The organism is Paenibacillus sp. FSL H8-0332 (assembly GCF_037963835.1).
Classification (GTDB): domain Bacteria; phylum Bacillota; class Bacilli; order Paenibacillales; family Paenibacillaceae; genus Paenibacillus_AQ; species Paenibacillus_AQ rhizoplanae.
Genome location: NZ_CP150145.1, coordinates 1,863,163 through 1,881,411, shown reverse-complemented (window position 1 = coordinate 1,881,411; position 18,249 = coordinate 1,863,163). Strand labels below are relative to the sequence as shown.

The following is an 18,249-nucleotide window of genomic DNA, read 5'->3' as shown; positions in this document are numbered from 1 at the left end:
CCCTCCTGCTTAATGTTAGCGATTACAATCCGGCTGTTCCCTGAACTGTGAAGGAGTCTTGCCGGTATAGTCCTTGAATACCGCCATGAAATGCTTGGAGCTTAAATAGCCTGACAATTTGGCCACCTCATAGATTTTGAGATTCGTCTCCTTCAGCAGCTGCTTGGCCCGGTTCATCCGGCACTGCGAGACATAATCCGTGAAGTTCTGTCCGGTCTCCGACTTGAACAGCACCGACAGGTACTGGTGATTCAGATGCACCTGCTCTGCCATATATTGCAGCGAGATTTCCTGATCCAGCCGCAATGCGACCAGCTCCTTCACCTTGCGGATCAGCTGCCTGCCCTTCTGGTCTGATTCGCCCTCACCCGGCTGCGCCTCCGCATCACTCTGCGTTCCGTGCCTGCGTTTGAAATCTCCCAGTGCCTGGGCCAGCTCTGTGCGGTCAACCGGCTTCAGCAGATAATCGCTGATGCCGTATTTGATCGCCTGCTTCGCATATTCGAAGTCGGCATACCCGCTCAGAATCAGGATGTACATGTCGGGATACTGGTCACGAATCCGCTTGATCAGCTCCAGACCGTTCATTTCATTCATCCGTATATCCGTGATCAGAACATCGGGCTTCACACTCTTGAGCGCCTCCAGCGCAAGCCGTCCATTCTCTGCTTCCCCCACCACCTGATAGCCGCCGATCACCTTCTCAATCAAATGCTTAAGGCCCGCACGGATCAGGGCTTCATCTTCCACCAGAAACAGCTTGTGCAACCCCATCCCCTCCAAATACAGCATCCGGCCACCGCAACCGCTCCGTCAAGCTCCCAAGGGCTTATCTTTTGTGAAACGCTTACAGTAACAGTATAAAATCTGGGCAGCCGCAAAGAAATGCTCCCCATTCGAGAAAAGGTATGAAATTTCGAGATGTATCCGTACCTTCTCCTTCAGACATCAAACCGGATGCCCTTAACGCCAAGATACGGCGGAAAGAACACCCGGTTTTTGCTTAAAATATAAGATTTTTTACAAATAGTGAATACTCACTTCGGTTCTGCCGGATTACAGGACAGGTGCTGCGCTGTTGTCGTATAGCCCAATCAGCTCATCGAAGGAAGAGATAATAACGTCAGAGCCCTTCAGCTCATCCTGCCGCCCGAATCCGGCATAGGCGCAGCCGATGACCGTCTGTCCGTTGCCCTTGCCCGCCTGTACATCGGAGGAACGGTCCCCGACCATCCAGGCGCTGCTGATCTTGTGATTGTCCAGCAGAAGGCCGAGCAGCTCGGTCTTGGTTGCTGTTCCTGATCCGCCCGCGCTGTACAGCCCCTCGAACAGGTCCTTCAGCTCGTGTACGACTACGATGCTATGGATATAATCCTCCAGCCCGTTGCTGGCTACGAACAGCTTCACTCCCCGCGCGTGCAGCGCACGCAGCGTTTCGACTACCTTGGGGTACAGGACCGTCCCTCCGGCCTCCAGCCCCTCTATCTCCAGCTGCAGTAGCAGCTCATCCGCCCGGCGGTGTACCGCCTCATCTGCTTCCGGCATTACGTTCTTCCAGATATCCGCAAGCAGCATGCCTAGACTGCCCAGAATGCGCTCCTCCGGCGGAGTCGGGCCGGAATGCAGGCCTTCTTCCCGCAGGATATCGAACATTTTATGATAGGCGGGCAATAACAGACTTTCTGTCTGGAACAGCGTACCATCCATATCGAATACGATAGCTTCCGGCTGGTTTAAGTTCGGCAGCGGTCTGTTCCCCGCCTGTGTCTGTTCTTCGTTGCTCATGAGGTGAATCATCCCTTCCCAATTGTTCTTCGGTCACACGCCCTAATGATATAGGAAGCAGCAGATGTTGTCTACGAACCCATAATCACAGAAAGGGACCGCATTGCAAACACTTAGAGTGCTTACACTGTGGTCCCTTCTGTTCATACTGCATACTGCCTCAGAAGCTTAACTTATACGTTGTCGAAGCTTGAGATCAGTTCATCGAGCACATCTTTGCTGACCATCTTACCCTTGAAGCTGATCAGGTTCTCGGCACTTCCGGAGAAGATGCAAGTAGGTTCATATTTTCTGAGAATGATCTTTTCGCCGTCCACAAAAATTTCGAGCGGATCCTTTATGTCAATTCCCATTGTTCTGCGCAGCTCAATCGGAATCACAATACGTCCCAGTTCATCTACTTTTCTTACTATACCTGTTGCTTTCATCATTATGCATCCTCCCTTGAAATAACACTTGGATCATCATTCGGTGTTAAAAGCTATCAAAGCTTCTAATAAGTAGAAATGATTACTCTATAATAGCATTGTAAAGTGCTATTTCTTTCCTGTCAATTTTATTTCTACATCTTTTGATATTTATCGACAAATAATTCGACAAAGTTTAGAGTTTTTTCGACAAATATATAACCAATACTGTTTTATATCCATTTTATTCTTTTCGTACTATTTTCCTCCGTAATACTGTAGATATATTGCTGAAGCTATTCTTCTCCTACCTTACGGCTGATCCTTAAGAACTATGTTCTCCCTTACTTACTTGACAAAAAAGTTATACAATCTATATATTTTAATTACCACACTATATTGGAGTGTTTCCATGAGCAAAGAAGCAGAGAAAGAACAAGCCGTCTATACCGTCATGGATCATATGGCCAGCGTGCAGCAGAAGTCGCAGGCGTTCATAGACCGGATTACGAAGAAGGGGGCGCTCTCGCAGAATCAGATCATGCTGTTGTTCCTGCTGCAGCTCACCGGCTCCCTTAATGTTACGGATATCTCAGAGCGTCTAGTCATTACGCCGGGAGCCGCTTCGTTCATGTGCGATAAGCTGGAGGATCTGGGATACATCGAGAGAGTGCGCACGAAGGAAGACCGCCGAGTCGTCAATATTGTTCTCACCGGATCAGGCAAGCAGCACATCCTTTCTCTGTTCGACACCTTTGCATTGACTGACCTCGACAAAATCTCCTCAACCCTCCAGAGAATCGATGAACTGATGGGCGGAATGTTAGAGTAACACCAACGGCTATACTTTACGAACAGACTGCATTTCCCTTAGGGAAGTGCAGTTTTTTTGTCGGAGAACATATATTGATTATATATTTCATTTAATATATATTATAGTTACTTAAATATTATAAAACGGCGGTGAACGAACCTATGCCTGCACTGAACCCGATGCCGGAAGCTAATAAACCTCTTAAAATCAACGGCTCCCGGATCTGCCGGGGAGATATGGACGCCTCCCATGTGGAGGTGCTGGGCCACCTGCATGTCAGCGGGAGCTTGAGCACAGCGCGCCTGAAGCTTAGAGGAGAATGCTCCATAGGGTTATCTTGCCATGCGCAGGAGCTGAGCAGCTTCGGCAGTCTGCGCGTTACTGAACTCAGGGGCGTGAGCATCACGGCCAACGGATACCTGTCTGTTACCGGGGAGGCTGCCGCAGAAGAATTCAAGGCTGAGGGCTGCGTGCGTATAGACCGCTTATCCTGCACAAGCACCATCCGGATCAAGCTGGGGTCCCTGTGCAAGATCAGGCACATGACCTCTGAAGGTGATATTATCGTATCGCCCTCCTTCAAGCTGCTCCCTATTCCGCTGAGCCCTTTCCGCAAGCTGCGCTGCGAGATCATTGAAGGCGCTGACATCACCCTGTACCGGACGCAGGCAGACCTTGTGTGCGGACAGAAGGTTACACTCGGACCGGGATGCTCAATCCGGGAGATCCGTTACCGTGAGACGCTGACGGTTCATCCCCGTTCGCAGGTAGGCAAGATTATTCAGATGAATACATAACGATGGAGGTAACACGAAATGAAATCTTCCTCTGGTGCAATGCCCTTACTGCTGAACTATCTGGCAAAAGGTTTCGTCATCCTCTTTGCATTGCCCGTGCTGGGCGTCTGGGTGGCCGGGAGCTTCATCTGTGCCGTCATCGCCCCGATAGCGGGCTTGCTGCGGACCTTCGGAGTCAGTGCCATAGGGATGAATCTGACCCCGTCCTATTCGGTCCCGGTCATTCTCAGCTTGCCCTTCAGCTTAGTTCTCGCGTTCCTCCTTCTCTTGTCCTTTTATTACACCCGGCGTTTGTTGCGGAAAAGTCTAAGCTTCATCAAGTAGCAAAAAGGGGTATTTCAGCAGCCATCCTCCGGCGCAGAAATACCCCTTTTTGTGTGCAGAACGCCCCATATCTGCTGTTCAGCCTCTTCTTGGTATGCGAAGCTCGCCCTACGAACGAAGCTCAAACAGCCTGGCAGTCTTGCCTGCGGGCAGCGTAACGCTCAAGCTGCCTTCCACAGCGTCCCAGCTCCACTGCGACCCGTGCGCCTCAGGATACGCACACCGGGCCTCCGCATCGCGTCCCCTCAGCTCAGGAACAGGCAGCCTGACCGCCGCCGCTTCTCCGGCAATCCGCCATACAGCGATAAAGCGGATGTCTCCATGACGCAGGCCGAAGCTGACCCATTCCCCGCCACTGTCGGGCAGACCGAGCGGCCAGAAGGCGAAGGCTTGCGGAATGTGGGCGCGGATAGACTTGTAATAATCCAGTGCCTCCTTCACCAGCGCCCGGCGTCTTGGCGTTAACTCAGCCAGATGACCACTCTGGTGGACGCGAAGCAGCAGCGAGTTAACCATATTGAAAATGACCTCTTCATCGTCACCTTCGCGCAGCGGGTACGACCAGACCGCCGATTGCTCGGGAGTCAGTGCAGCCGGAGAACCTGCGGCAATGGCAGCATACTTCACATAATCCTCCTGGTCACTGGTGGACTGGATGCTGTGGCGGCTGAGCATGGCATAGTCCATCCGCATCCCGCCGCTGGAGCAGTTCTCGATGACGAGCTGCGGATAACGGGCGAAGATACTGTCCAGCCAAGCCAGATAGGCACGGTTATGCTGCAATAGACCGTCCCCGAAGCTGTCCGCTGCCGTCTCCGTACCAATTCCAGCATTGATATTATAGTCCATCTTGATATACCCGACGCCGTATTCCCCGACCAGCCGGGCAATCACGCTGTCAGCATGCTTGATGACCGCCGGATTACGGTAATCGAGCTGATAGCGGCTGCGGTCCTTGACCCGCTTGCCATGGCGCATGAAGAACCAGCTGTCGTCGGTCTCCGCAAGCTTCGGACTGTTGATGCCCATCACCTCCAGCTCCAGCCACAGACCCGGAATCATCCCCTTGCTGCGGATTACATCCAGCACGTACTTGATACCTTCCGGGAAGCGCTCAGCCGAAGGCTCCCACTCCCCGACCCCGTCCCACCATTCACCGGGAGCATACCAGCCCGCGTCGATGCAGAAGTATTCACAGCCGACCTCGGCAGCAGCATCAATCAGCGGCAATAGCCTCTCCGTTGTCGGGCTTCCCCACAGGCAGTTCATGTAGTCGTTGAAAATCACCCGCAACAGCTCATTATCCTCATTCGGTCTGCGGATCAGCCGCCGGTACGCGGTAAGCTGCTCTGCCGCCTCTCCGAACCCGCCCTCTACTACACCTGCGGCCACCGGCACGGAGGTGAACGCTTCGCCGGGGGCGAGCTTCAGCCACCAGTGGTTGTCATGCTCCGTAGGACCGCTGACCAGCAGCGTGAGCTGGTCGGCCTGATCCGTCAGCTCCCAGTGCCAGGAGCCGTTATGTTCAATCTGCCAGAACAGGCTGCTCCCGCTCTCCTTATTGCGCAGCACGGCCATTGGCAGCAGCTCCGCCGCTGACCAGGACCCGGTATTGCTGGCGGCAATCCGTTTCGAGCCACGGTCAGCGAGATGGGACATACCCAGCTCGGGCAGGCTGTAGCTTTTCCACTGCAGCTCACTCTGCCACCCGCTGTGAGCAATACTCACTTCGATTTTGTCATTCCGGTCTCCGTTGCCCTCCTTGTCCACTCCTGTAAGTGCGAACGAAGACAGGTACTCCACAGCCGCTTCTGCGTCGCCTTCATTAATCAGTACTGTCCATGAGCGCACAATCTGCACGCCAGAATAGAACTGATAATGCTGTACTGCCTTCACACCCGTCAGCGGGTCAGCCAGCGTTAGTTCCAGCTTCCGCCCCAGCGGATTCACCGTGTCCTTATGCCCGTCATACACCATCCGCAATCCCGGATAAGACGCGCGGTGCGTCCGCCCGTGATATTCCGCCCGGTCTTCCCCCGACAGCTGCAGCTCCAGCAGCCGGAAGCTTGCCATCTGCTTGTCTTCTATGCTCCCTGCTTCCAGCGGCGCTGCGCCAAAATGCAGCAGCCGCACATCCTGCTCCCCAGTAATTTCAATCGTAAGATAAAGCCCGTTCTCGGCTATGTCTATGAGCCTGCTGTCCATGTCTAATTTGCCTCCTTACAAAGGTTGTTATCTTGGTCTCTTTGTTTCTCTTTGGTCTCTTTGCACTTCCTGGCCCATCCTGAATATAAGGTCTTCTCTTCTATTCGTAACTGCTGATTTCCTGCGGTGCTCGTGTAAGTGGCGAAGTAACGGAGGTGAAGTTTGGGTTGAAGGAGCGATAGCGTCCGCCTTTGTCTCCGGATTTCAACCGCTACCAGCGGTAAAATCAAGAAATCTGGAGACAACAGCGGCCGGAGGCCCAAACATTCACTGCAGTTACGTCCAGCCACTTACACCCCCTCCCCCGCCTAAAAATCTGCGTTACATAGAAAGAAGGCCCCCTCAGTAATAAAGCTTACTTCGGAGGCCGTTAAGGTCAAATCAAAATTTTATTCCGCAGACCCGAATTGGATCCAGGCCTTCTGAATTTCGTCAATCGCCTGATCCTTCGTCTTGCTGCCGCCGATATAAGCCTGCATCAGCTCACCGAATTTCTGGTGGAACGTATCCAGAGAGTAGTTCACCGACAGGTCGCCGGATTTCTCCGTCTTCAGGATTTCTTCCATTTCCTTAGGCATTTGCAAGTCAGGCATCGGGGCATCCTTGATTGGAGGAATGACCTTCGCTACGTTAGAGAACCAGCTCTTCCCGTAGTCGGAAGTATACAGCCAGTTGAAGAATTCAATCGTTTCCGCTGCTACCGCAGAATCCTTATTGATCCGCAGTGCCTGGTCGGCACCGGTGATAATCTGGGATTGCTCCGGCTTGTCACTGACAGGGTACCCGGCGATGCCGAGGTCAAAGTCAGGGGTGATTTTCTTAATCGCTTCTTCATCCCACGCGCCTTTACCGGTCATGAAGGCTGTTTTGCCCAAGGCGAAATCACTGACCTCAGCATTGCTGTCGCGTTCAAGCGGCTTGTCTGTGCCATGCTTAACGGTTGTGTCAATGAAGCTGAAGAAGTTGTCCTTCAGCACCGGATGATCCTTGAAGGTCGTCTTCCCGGCGATGAAGTCCGCTACGAGCGTCTTGGCATCGGTTCCGGCATCGGTGGCTGCGGCGTCTACGAAGTGCTGGAAGATATGCTTCCATACCCACCACTCTTTATAGGCGTTGGCGAAGGGTGTGATGCCCTTGGCTTCAAGCTTGGTAATCGCATCGTCCATTTCAGCTGTTGTCTTAGGCACTTCCGTGATGCCGGCATCCGCCAGCAGCTTCTTGTTGTACATCAGGACGAACAGGTTGCCCTTCACCGGCAGTCCGAGGACTTTGCCATCTGTAGAGCTCATGTTCGAGCGGACTGCATCCGTCATCGCTGCGGCCAGTGGCTCATTGGTCAAGTCAGCGCTGTATTCGGCAAAAGTATCGATATCCCCGCCCGCCGTGGTCTGGAACACATCCGGTGTGCTGCCTGCGGCAATTTTGGATTTCAGCACCGTATTGTAGTCCGCCTGCATGATTTCCAGATTGATCGTAACATTCGGCTTAACCTTCTTGTATTCCGCAATATAAGCATTGAAGGCATCCGTGTATTCGGGCGAGGCGGTGAACATATTAATCGTGACGGGCTTGGAGGAATCCGTAGGCGTATTGCCTGCTCCGGCTGCTCCACCCGTGTTGTTAGCGGCATTATTGTTGTTATTTCCGCCGCAACCGGCCAGCAGTCCGCCCACCAGCAGCAGACTCGCAGATAATGCCATGAATCGTTTTAACATATTGTTGCCCCCTTTTTCCTTATGCATCTTGTGGTCTTGCTCATCATTCTAAATAAAAAGAAAAAGGATAAGAATGTACATAAGTGAACGGATAAGGGTAAAAAAGTGTCCATGTAACCGTTTCACTTTTCTACCCCTGGCAGCTGCAGCCGGAATTCAGAAGGGGAGCAATCATAGTAATTGCGGAACGCCTTGCTGAAATAGTTCTTGTCCTTGTATCCCAGCATTTCAGAGATATCCTGAATTTTGAGGGCAGGATCGGTCAGCAGTACTTTGGCTTTGTCCATCCTTACCTTTTGCACATACTCGTGAATACCATAGCCATATTGTCCCTTGAACAGCTTCATCAAATACTCTCTGCTCAAGAAATATTGTTCCGTGAACATCGATATCTTAATGTCCTCGAAATAATGGTTATCAATGTATGCCTTAATATTCTCCAGCACGCCGCTGCGGTCTCCGGCCACCGTCCGGCTGATCTCTCCCGCATAACGGTCGAAGATGTCATGAAGCACGCCCGCAAACTGCCCGAAGGAGGCAAAATCACTGAGGATGCCCAGGGATGCCAGGCTGCTGTCCTTCCCGCTGCGGATCTCCGGCGGCATGGCATCCAGCCCTGCTGCAATTTCATTTAACAGCAACAGGAACCCTTGCAGGGTCCGGTCCGCCTCCCCGAGCGTGAAACCTTCCGCCTCCTGGCATTTGCGGATGAATTCGCCGAGGATGCTGCGCGCATGATTCACATTCCCGCTCTCCAGCGCGCTGCGGATCTGCGGCATCCGTCCGGTCAGGGAGGGATTATCCCGCGATACCGGGTTCACTGCTCTGCCCTGTGCGATCAGGCTGCCCTTCAGGCTGAGCAGGTCGATCGTATCTAGTGATGCTTTGGCCTGCTCATAAGAAGCGGCAATGCTGAGCGAATCGCTGCAAGGCTGCCCGATTCCCCCGGCACAGATGATTCCGAACAGCTCCTTCAAGGTGGAGGCTGCTTTCTTCATATGGTGCAGCGACAGGAAGGCCGCATCTGCTTCATAACCGCCCTTCATAGTGAAGATGGCAATGAACTCGCGCTCCCCCTTGGGGCTGGCGAAGCTGAACGACTCGAACTGCCCGTCCGTGTTCTCGTTCATCACATTCGTTACGGCAAAATGCAGCAGATCCCGGTCCCCATGGAATCTTTCCTTACGTACCTGTTCCAGATTAAGCATCCGCAGAAGGCCGACAGCGAAGTGGCTCGCCGCCCCGTCCGCCCCGATCAGCGGGAGAAAAGCCTCATTGGACTGGGTCTTGAAGCTCCGGTCAATGATGGACAGATACATCTTCTCCTTCAGCTTCGGAAGCGACATATTGAGCGTAATATTGCGGGTTATGAACTCGCTCTCCCGCTTCCGCTTGGCCTCCAGCACCCCCACCGCCTTGCGCAGCGCAAGGTTAAGGTCTGTGCGGTTCACCGGCTTCAGCAGGTAATCCACCACCTTCGAACGGATGGCCTGGCGCGTATACTCGAAATCATTATAGCCGCTGATCACAATCAGCAGCAGGTCCGGGAATTCCTGCTCGGCAATCTGCAGCAGCTCTGCTCCGCTCAGCTCCGGCATTTTCATATCAACCAGCACCAGATCGAACCGCTCACGGCGCAGCAGCTCAAGTCCTGCCTTCCCGTCTGTCGCCTCCCGCACCTCACTGACACCGAGGCCCTCCCAATCCCCCAGGATATGGATCGCTTCGCGCAGCGGCTCCTCATCATCAATAATCAGCACTCTATACATGTTGTCCTACTCCTCCCCGCGGCAACCGCATATCCATTCGTGTTCCCTCTTCTGTACTATGAATGACCAGACCCGACTCTTCTCCATACAACAGCTTCAGCCGGGTATTCAGATTCTTCAGCCCGATACTCTCCATGCCGTCCTCTTCGGCAGTGTCCGCTGCGCGGTCCTCCCACTGGATCTGAAGTGAATTCAGCACCTGCTCCAGCCGTTCTCCGCTGATGCCCGGCCCGTCATCCAGCACGGAGATCACGCTGTGAGTGCCGGTGATATGCGCCTCAATGGTGATGGTAACCGTACTCGATACCTTTTCCAGCGCATGCTTGATGCAGTTCTCCACCAGCGTCTGGATCGACAGCTTGGGGATTCGCAGCTCCATCAGGCTCTCATCCCAGGCGTATACCACCTGCATCCGGTTCCCGAACCGCGCCTTCTGCAAGGCCAGATACCGCTCGATATGCCGCAGTTCCTCCCTTGCCAGCACAACATCCTTGCCGCTAATGCAGTATCGCAGGGTTAGGGCCAGGTTGTCCACCATCTCGACAATATCATCGTTGTTGTTCTTGAGCGCCTTGGTGGAGATCGCCTGGAGCGCATTGTACAGGAAATGGGGATTAATCTCGGCCTCCAGGGCTTTCAGGACGGCGTTCTTTTCAACGATTTTCATTTTATAGCGTTCATTGATCAGCTCATTCGTCTTCTCGACCATCTTGTTGAAATGGCGCGACAGGTAGGCGATCTCATCCTTGCCCGCAACCGCAGCCTGTGCATCGAAGCTCCCGGTACTGAACCGCTGCATCTGGAGCGACAGATTCTTCAGCGGATGGGTAATCCGGTTCGAGGTGAAGCTAACCAGCACTACAGAGACGATCAGGAACAGCAGGCCAATCCCCACACTTAACGTACGTGTCGTTGTCGCCGCCTCATAGATCTGGGTGTAGGGAATCGGCTTGACGAGCTTCCAGCCTTCCTTTTGACTGATATCGTAGATTACCAGGTACTTCTGCTCCTTGTCTGACCAGGTTACGCGCCCCTTCTGCTCCGGTGTCAGCAGCTTCGCCAATCCCGCCTCCTTGCTCTCCCGGTAGAACTGCTTGTCATCCACCTTGAAAGGCTCCCCGTCCGGGCTGATATACATCAGATGCTCTCCGGTGCTGAACGGGATATCCCGCATAATCTCATCCGTCACGGAGGAATTCAGATACAGCGACAACACCGCCTGCGGCTCGCGCGACACGATGGAGCGGATCAGCCGGTGGTAGCCCATGAACACCTTGTTATGGTTAACGGGATAATCGGCGCTGTTCAAGCTGGCCGGCTGCTCCTCCACAAACGACTGATAGGAACGGTTGTACGGACTCTTAAGCGCCCGCTTATACCACGGCAGGTCATCAACAGGCGGATGCTCGGATACCCGGACGGTGATGTTATAGTTCTCCTTGGTGACATAATAATACTTCTGCTCCTTAATTACATAGAGATATACAGCCTCCAGATCATTGCGCGAAAAATACAGATTCCGCAGATAATCCTCCACGTACATCCGGGAGCTGTAGTCTTCCGATTCATGCAAAAGCGCATAATTGAACTCATCGTAGGAGATCTGCGGCAGAGACAATTGCTCAATCCCGCTTAGATAGCTCTCCAGATTCCGTCCGACCAGAAGCAAATTATTGCCCGTACTGGCCATGCTGTTATCGACCGATTCCCGCTGCAGCATGCTATAGGATATGTAGGTGAGTGAACTGACCACCAGGATGATGATAATCGTAAATAACAGAATCAGCTTGTTAGCCAGGCGTCGGGACACCCGCGCCATTATAGGCTCGATCAGCTTAACCCACACTTTTCTCATGATGCTCTCCGCTCTCCCCGCTGCCGGTTTTGGGGACTTTTCCGGCCTCCGCAGTCCGTTCACCTTTTTACCCTTAACTGTACTCTTAAATCCATTTTTGACGATACGGGTCTGCTCTATAATACACAATATAGACTAACCGGAATGGTTAAGTGTGGCAAGACAGGCCTAATACTCCCACCCTATAACTCAAGAAGAGGTGCATCCATGTTAAAAACACTCGGCAAAAGATGGCGCGAGAAATTCGAATTCGGAATCTTTACTCTCCCGGTTCTGATCTGTATCGCTGTAGCCTTCTATATTCCCTTCGCCATGACCATCCGCTATTCGATGACCAAGTGGAACGGGATCTCCAAGCACCCCAAGTTCGTCGGCCTGGATAATTTCAAGCAGATCTTCGCAGGCGATACCAACTTCTCGGATGCCGCCTGGTTCACGATTAAATATGCGGTGCTCTACATTGTCATAGTCAACGTGCTGGCGATTCTGCTGGCGGTGCTGCTGGACATGAAGCTGAGAAGCACCTCCTGGCTGAGAGCGGCCTTCTTCATCCCGTATATCCTCAGTCTGGTCATTGTCGGCTTCATCTGGAAATTCATCTTCATGCAGGGCTTCAACTCGCTGGGCGAGAGCACAGGCTGGGCGATCTTCGATCTAAGCTGGCTCGGGACACCGGGTCTGGCCTTCATCTCCATCTTGGGCGTATCCATCTGGCAGTCCATCGGGTTCTATCTAGTCATTTACATTGCCGGTCTGCAATCTGTGCCTGAGGATCTCAAGGAAGCTGCTACGGTTGACGGTGCCGGACCGCTGAGACGATTCTTCAGCATTACGCTGCCGCTGCTTGCCCCATCGATCACGATCTCTGTGTTCATGGCGCTCACCAATTCGATCAAGGTGTTCGATGTCATCCTGTCACTGACCGGCGGCGGTCCCGGCGGAACTACGTATAGTATCGCTTATGATATCTACCGGGATACATTCCAGAACAACCTGTACGGCTACGGTACAGCCAAAGCGCTCATTCTGTTCCTTGCCGTGCTTGCCGTAACGATCATCCAGCTGACCGTCTTTAAACGGAGAGAGGTAGAGGCCTAATGACAACCAACCACAACAAGGCAGGCAAGATCATCCTGGAGGTTATTCTGGTCCTCTTGTCTCTGCTGTTCCTGTACCCGCTATTCCTGACGATTATCAATTCGCTCAAAAGCTTCGGCGAGGTCATGACCGATGTCATCGCCCTGCCGCAGAAGCTGACCTTCAGCAACTACGCCTATGTCTGGGAGTTCATCAACTATCCGCGGCTGTTCCTGAATAACTTCATCATTACCGGTGTCGGCCTGCTCGGTATTGTATTCATCTCCTCCATCGCCGCCTATAAGCTGGCCCGGACCAAAACCAGATGGAGCGGTGTCCTGTACTTCCTGTGCATTATGCCGATGCTGATCCCGTTCCAGTCGATCATGCTGACGGTCCTCCAGACCGCCAAGAACCTGAACCTGTCGGAGAGCACCTGGGGACTGGGTCTCCTGTATTGGGGCTTCGGCGCTCCGCTGGCGGTGTTCATCTATCACGGCTTCGTGAAGGGAATCCCAACGGAGATTGATGAGAGCGCGACGATTGACGGCGCTTCCGGCTTCCGCCTGTTCTTCAGCGTGATCTTCCCGCTGCTGAAATCGGTCACCACGACCATTGTCATCATTGATGTCATGTGGATCTGGAATGACTTCCTGCTCCCGCTGCTGATGGTCAATGGTTCGCCGGAGACGAAAACGTTAACGCTGGCCGCTTACACCTTCGTGGGCCAGTATACCTCGGACTGGCAGTATGCCATGACCGCTATGGTAATGGCGGTGCTTCCTTCGATCGTGGTCTTCATCTTCCTGCAGAAATACATTGTGAAGGGCGTTGTGGCAGGGGCGGTTAAGGGCTGATCCTGTACTTCCCCTCTACTCTGCCCGCTTCCGAACGGTAAATAAGGCACGGCCTAAGCGAATTCGCTCGGGCCGTGCCTTTTTCTGTTTTGATTCCCTGGTATAACCATCACTGCGGAGATTTTGGAATTCCAGCCGCTGTTAGGTTTGGATTTCCCGATTCAAATTGCTGGCCGCAGTAGAAATCCAAACAGACTATGCTTCCGAAGCTAGCTTTCCTACGGAAAGCTTTCAGGCGGACGCTGCCGCTCCTCCAGTTCCAAAATCCCTTCCGCGCAGCCTGCCACCCATCCCGGATTCCCCCAGGAGATGCGGACTCAGATGACCTTATTTCGCTAATACTGCCCTGTTTTTCGCGCCTGCGGACTCAGATGCACTTATTTTGCAATTTCGGGCCCGCAATGACTGCAAATAAGCAGCTTAAGGTCCACTGAGTCCGCAAGTTCGGCGAATCCAGCCCTTTCAGGACTATAAGGGCCTCCCAGTCCGCATAGAACCGCGAAGTACCGCACCAGCCTCCCAGCGAAGGTAAAGAGGGGGCGATGGTCCACGGGGCGGATGGGCCACAGGGACGTTGAAGTCGTTTCTTTACCGTCTAAGCGCGATCCGGTACACCTTCGTAGCGGTCACACTATGGAACACGGCAACGGCTTCGCCCTCGAATACCTTCTCCACGGCCATGGCGGCATCGTCGGCCAGCTTGACGGCACCGGTGCGGCGCGGCGTGGTCTCCAGCACAATCTCACCCCGGCGCAGCACCTCCCGGAACCGGGACAGGCCGATTTCCCACGGCAAGCCGTTATAGAAATGGTCGTGGAACAGTTGTCCGGCAGCGAAGGCATAGCCTACATTTCCGGTATAGTCGATGCTCAGCAGTACTTCTTCCGTGCTCTCGAGGACATCCTCGGGCAACTGGAGGACAACCTTGTGGTCCTGAATCCGGCGCAGCGTAACCGCGACTTCCTTCTGCGGTACCTGTACCTCATAAGCCTGGAACCAGCCTCCTGTATGTGCGCTGACCGTTGCATCCGCCTGCGCTGTATTCCACTGCGTTGCCGCCTCAGCTCCACCCGTGTATTCGCGGAATGTGAACGCATGATGTCCCGGGCTGATGAATTCCATCCCGTCCGGGGTCTGAACAGGAGGAGCCGGTGAGAAGATGATGCGGTTCTGACCGTTCTCCTCAAGCTCCCACAGAGCCGCAGCTTCACGAGCGCTCATTGCATAGATGCGGACTTCTCTGGCTTCGTCCCGCCGGATCACAATCATCGAAGATTGGTCATGCGGAATCAGCACATTGTAGCCGCCATTCTCTGCTACGTCCCCGGCATCCGCAGTCACATCAAGAATGCCAGCAGCCGCGTCGATCTGGAACTCACCGTCTACCCCCTCTGGCATGGAGAAGAAGTAGGTAGCCGCTTCCTCGCTTTCGACAACCGTTACAGGCTGGGCTGTAGCAGACTTAAGATTCAGACCATCCAGTGCGAAGTTGAACGGCAGCAGGAAGGAAGCCTTGGGCTGAACCGTCAGCTTACTCCGCTGCGGGAAGCTTAGCGTCTCCTCTCCCAGCTCTACCGTAAACACAACCTCCTCATGCGTATCCATCTCCACATGGTCCTGATAATTATTGACGAACAGGAACCCGGACTTGCCGTCCGTGCGGACTGCATAACGCAGCGTATGCGCATCCTCCGGCGTAACTGCTTCTGCCCCCTCGGGAAGCACAGTTGCCAGCGGTGCAAGCCGGTCTGCGAACCGGCGCAGGAAATAATGAAGCGGACGAAGCAGATGATTCGACTCGCGAATTTGGCCGAATTCGCCAATCGGCGCCTGGAAGTCATAGGTCAGCTTCGGGGTGGTGCTCTCGTTCAGGTATCCCGTTCTTCCCACCGGATTCGTTCCGCCGTGGAACATATAATACCCGATGAAGTTGCAGCCCCCGGCAAGCTTCATTAAGGTCATGGCAATTACACTTTCCGGCTCCACCTGGAACCGGGACAGATACCAGGTCTGCATCCCGCCGCCCATCTCACAGCAGGCGAACGGGTATTTCGTCCGCGCATACGGCGGATTGAATTCGCCGCCCGGCGCCTTGTCATCATGGAAGTTCACGAATACATATTCCGGCGTTGGCTTCTGGACCTGATTCGGATCACTGATGCTCCACGGAGTATATGCATACCCGCCATACAGCGGAAGCACCTCATCCTCCAGGAACGGCGCCTCGCCCCAGCCGGTGCTGGTATAGATCGGAGCGATCAGACCGGAATCCACCGCAACCTTCTTAAGCAGACGCATATGCTCCGATCCGGCTTCCCCGCTTGCGCCGCCGCTGAGATATTCGTCACCCTGCTTGGCGGTCTCTTCCCAGAGAGCGGCCGCAGCATTCAGCTCATTCTCCAGCTGAATCCCGATCACCGGGCCGCCATCCTTGAACATCTGCCCATCAGACTGATTGCCGATTTCCCGGAACAGTCGGTTCACATACTTCAGGTAGCCCTCGTCATTGGAGCGAACCGCGAATTCACGCCCGAACAGCCAGTCCGGCAGTCCGCCGTTCTTGACCTCGCCATGACAGAACGGACCCACACGCAGGATGACGTATAGGCCATTCTCCCGGCACAGCTCCACGAATCGCCGGAGGTTGCGGTTGCCCGCCCATTCGAACTCCCCTTCCAGCTCTTCATGATGATTCCAGAAAATATAAGTCGCAACCACGTTAATTCCCGACAGCTTCAGCTTGCGGATCTCGCTCTCCCAGTCCGCTTCGGGATACCGTGAATAATGGAATTCCCCGCAGATGGCGAAGTAGGGCTTGCCGTTCAGCTCCATATAATAATTGGTGAAGCTGAGCTCGTCCCCTTGGGGGTTGCTCCCGCCCAGCCGCAGTGTGGACGGGTAGATTTTTTTGGGAGACACTCCAGCCTGTATCGTATATTTCATGAGAATCGCTCCTTTGCCCTAATGTATGATCCGTGTACAACCTATACCTATAATTTCATAAAAACTGCCCCAAAGCTAATGCTTTGGGGCAGCCCGTAAGCTTATTCTGTTATTTCTGCGCTGCGAGGAACGCATCGATCTGTGTCTGCATTTCAGTCTGTACTTTATCCAGACCTGCTGATTTCAGCTGCTTGATCAGGTCTGCCTGACCTTTAGCCAGATCATCGATCAAGCCATACTCAAGCGGAATCGCATAACGCAACATCACGTTGCCGATGTTAGCCACTTCGTTCTTCACTGGCGTAGTGTCGAAGACGAAGGTTTCCAGCGGGAAGTGATAGATGCTGGACTGCCAAGTGTTGAACATATCGTCCGCTTCTTTAGGATACGCTGCATCCTGACGGTTCAGCGGGGAGTTCCAGCCCCAGTTCGAGAAGCCAGTGTAGTTAGCGGCAGCAGGACCGGCGGTGAACTTCTTGTCGCCTTCCGGATTGTAGTTGCTTCCGGCGATACCGTACATAGTCAAGTCGTGAATTTCCTTGTCATTCTGCAGCAGATCGAGCAGCATCAGGGCGCGCTCTGGGTTCTTAGAGGTCGCATGGACGGACATCCCGTTCTGTGTAGAGATCGCAGCAATTTTCTTTTTGTCCGGGGTAAGGTCAGCAATGCCCAGCTCTACATCCGGTTTGTCACGGCGCATTTCAGCCAGGTTAGCCGCTACAGTACCCAGATTGTGCGCATAGGAGGATACCTTGCCTGCTTTCACATCCTGCCATACATCGTTTTTGTTGCTGACTACGTTCTTGGACCACGCGCCGTTATCGGCCAGGTCTTTGTAATATTGAAGCAGGGAAGTGAATTCAGGTGTGTCATAGATATTGAAGACTTTACCGGATGCATCATCCAGCTTGTACGCCAGCGGAAGCAGGCTTGCATCTACCAGGTTGAAGTTGTTGTTCTGCTCCAGCAGCGTCTGATCCAGCTCATGGAATTTCCAGCCGTCTGCAGGCTTGGCACCGAATGCGGTGATGCCTTTCTCATCTTTGGCAATGGCCTTCAGATAAGTAGCATATGATTCAGCACTGTTGATTTCAGGCAGATTGTGTTTTTTGCGCAGATCCTCACGGTACAGCACCACTTTGTCGGTTACTTCAACATTGTTATTAGGAACCATGTAGAGCTTGCCGTCCACCTTGGCTTGCTGCCAGTTCACTTTCGGCATCGCTTCCCAGGTCTGTGGCATGTATTTGGTCAGCATATCATCTGTTAGCTCCAGGAATCCGCCTTTCAGCGCCTGATCGTTATAGAAGGCCCAGTTCGCTGTATATACGAGATCGAAGTCTTCGTTCGCTGCGAATTTCAGCGGATATTTCTGGGTCCAGTCGGACCAATCGAGGAATTCAGTTTCTACTGTGGCATTGATTTTCTCTTTGAGCTTGGTGTTCAGCTCTCCGAAGACCTTGTCATAATCGCCAGGCTGTGGCCCGAGCAGAATCATTTTGAGCTTCACTTCTTTGGAGGTGTCCGGAGCACCGGAATTTGTTGCTCCTTCCGATGTCGCCGGAGCCTTAGTGGCCTCCGCTCCTGTATTTGCGTTATTATTGCCGCCGCAGGCACTGAGGACCGTTCCAAGCGCCATCATCGTTGCAAGCGTAACTGTTAGTTTCTTTTTCTTGTTCATCATGACCTGTATTTCCCCCT

14 protein-coding genes are annotated in these 18,249 nt (G+C 53.5%); 5 read left to right on the top strand and 9 right to left on the bottom strand.

Translation table 11 applies throughout. The features are described from left to right. Nucleotides 1-15: 15 nt before the first annotated feature. The 3 genes from NST43_RS08085 to NST43_RS08075 form a co-directional block, all read right to left on the bottom strand. Nucleotides 16-768, bottom strand: a complete 753-nt coding sequence (locus tag NST43_RS08085; protein ID WP_339223631.1) for a response regulator — start codon at nucleotides 766-768, stop codon at nucleotides 16-18. A 288-nt stretch (nucleotides 769-1,056) separates the two neighbouring features. Then, the gene (locus tag NST43_RS08080) at nucleotides 1,057-1,785 is read right to left on the bottom strand and encodes an HAD family hydrolase (protein WP_339223630.1); all 729 of its coding nucleotides are present in this window, start codon (nucleotides 1,783-1,785) and stop codon (nucleotides 1,057-1,059) included. A gap of 173 nt (nucleotides 1,786-1,958) precedes the next feature. Further along, the gene (locus tag NST43_RS08075; protein WP_339223628.1) at nucleotides 1,959-2,216 is read right to left on the bottom strand and encodes an AbrB/MazE/SpoVT family DNA-binding domain-containing protein; all 258 of its coding nucleotides are present in this window, start codon (nucleotides 2,214-2,216) and stop codon (nucleotides 1,959-1,961) included. A gap of 388 nt (nucleotides 2,217-2,604) precedes the next feature. On the opposite strand from NST43_RS08075, the gene NST43_RS08070 reads away from it, so the two are divergent. The 3 genes from NST43_RS08070 (at nucleotide 2,605) to NST43_RS08060 (ending at nucleotide 4,127) form a co-directional block, all read left to right on the top strand. Beyond that, nucleotides 2,605-3,024, top strand: coding sequence for a MarR family transcriptional regulator (locus NST43_RS08070; protein ID WP_339223626.1), 420 nt, complete (start codon nucleotides 2,605-2,607; stop codon nucleotides 3,022-3,024). Nucleotides 3,025-3,155: 131 nt separating this feature from the next. Continuing rightward, the gene (locus NST43_RS08065) at nucleotides 3,156-3,803 is read left to right on the top strand and encodes a hypothetical protein (RefSeq protein WP_339223624.1); all 648 of its coding nucleotides are present in this window, start codon (nucleotides 3,156-3,158) and stop codon (nucleotides 3,801-3,803) included. Between the two features lie 18 nt (nucleotides 3,804-3,821). Beyond that, complete coding sequence (locus NST43_RS08060; protein WP_209993452.1) at nucleotides 3,822-4,127, top strand: hypothetical protein; 306 nt, start codon at nucleotides 3,822-3,824, stop codon at nucleotides 4,125-4,127. Nucleotides 4,128-4,235: 108 nt separating this feature from the next. On the opposite strand, the gene NST43_RS08055 is transcribed toward NST43_RS08060, so the two are convergent. The 4 genes from NST43_RS08055 to NST43_RS08040 form a co-directional block, all read right to left on the bottom strand. After that, entirely contained in the window at nucleotides 4,236-6,332 is a 2,097-nt protein-coding gene (locus NST43_RS08055) for an alpha-galactosidase (RefSeq protein WP_339223621.1), read from the bottom strand. A gap of 389 nt (nucleotides 6,333-6,721) precedes the next feature. Further along, nucleotides 6,722-8,047: a sugar ABC transporter substrate-binding protein gene (locus NST43_RS08050; protein WP_339223619.1), complete on the bottom strand. Its 1,326-nt coding sequence runs from the start codon at nucleotides 8,045-8,047 to the stop codon at nucleotides 6,722-6,724. 122 nt (nucleotides 8,048-8,169) lie between these two features. Then, nucleotides 8,170-9,816 (bottom strand): response regulator, encoded by a 1,647-nt coding sequence (locus tag NST43_RS08045; RefSeq protein ID WP_209993455.1) that lies wholly within the window; start codon nucleotides 9,814-9,816, stop codon nucleotides 8,170-8,172. Then, the gene (locus NST43_RS08040; RefSeq protein WP_209993456.1) at nucleotides 9,809-11,671 is read right to left on the bottom strand and encodes a histidine kinase; all 1,863 of its coding nucleotides are present in this window, start codon (nucleotides 11,669-11,671) and stop codon (nucleotides 9,809-9,811) included. Before NST43_RS08040 ends, NST43_RS08045 begins: the two co-directional genes overlap by 8 nt. Before the next feature lie 207 nt (nucleotides 11,672-11,878). Between NST43_RS08040 and NST43_RS08035 the strand changes: the two genes are divergently transcribed. Both NST43_RS08035 and NST43_RS08030 read left to right on the top strand, forming a co-directional pair. Continuing rightward, complete coding sequence (locus NST43_RS08035) at nucleotides 11,879-12,769, top strand: sugar ABC transporter permease (RefSeq protein WP_209993457.1); 891 nt, start codon at nucleotides 11,879-11,881, stop codon at nucleotides 12,767-12,769. Then, a complete protein-coding gene (locus NST43_RS08030) occupies nucleotides 12,769-13,605 on the top strand; it encodes a carbohydrate ABC transporter permease (protein ID WP_209993458.1) in 837 nt (278 codons plus the stop codon). The genes NST43_RS08035 and NST43_RS08030 overlap by 1 nt, the downstream gene beginning before the upstream one ends. A gap of 588 nt (nucleotides 13,606-14,193) precedes the next feature. Here the strand turns inward: NST43_RS08030 and NST43_RS08025 are convergent. Next, complete coding sequence (locus tag NST43_RS08025; RefSeq protein ID WP_339223618.1) at nucleotides 14,194-16,548, bottom strand: beta-galactosidase; 2,355 nt, start codon at nucleotides 16,546-16,548, stop codon at nucleotides 14,194-14,196. 109 nt (nucleotides 16,549-16,657) lie between these two features. Beyond that, nucleotides 16,658-18,232: a DUF3502 domain-containing protein gene (locus NST43_RS08020; protein WP_209993460.1), complete on the bottom strand. Its 1,575-nt coding sequence runs from the start codon at nucleotides 18,230-18,232 to the stop codon at nucleotides 16,658-16,660. Nucleotides 18,233-18,249: the final 17 nt, after the last annotated feature.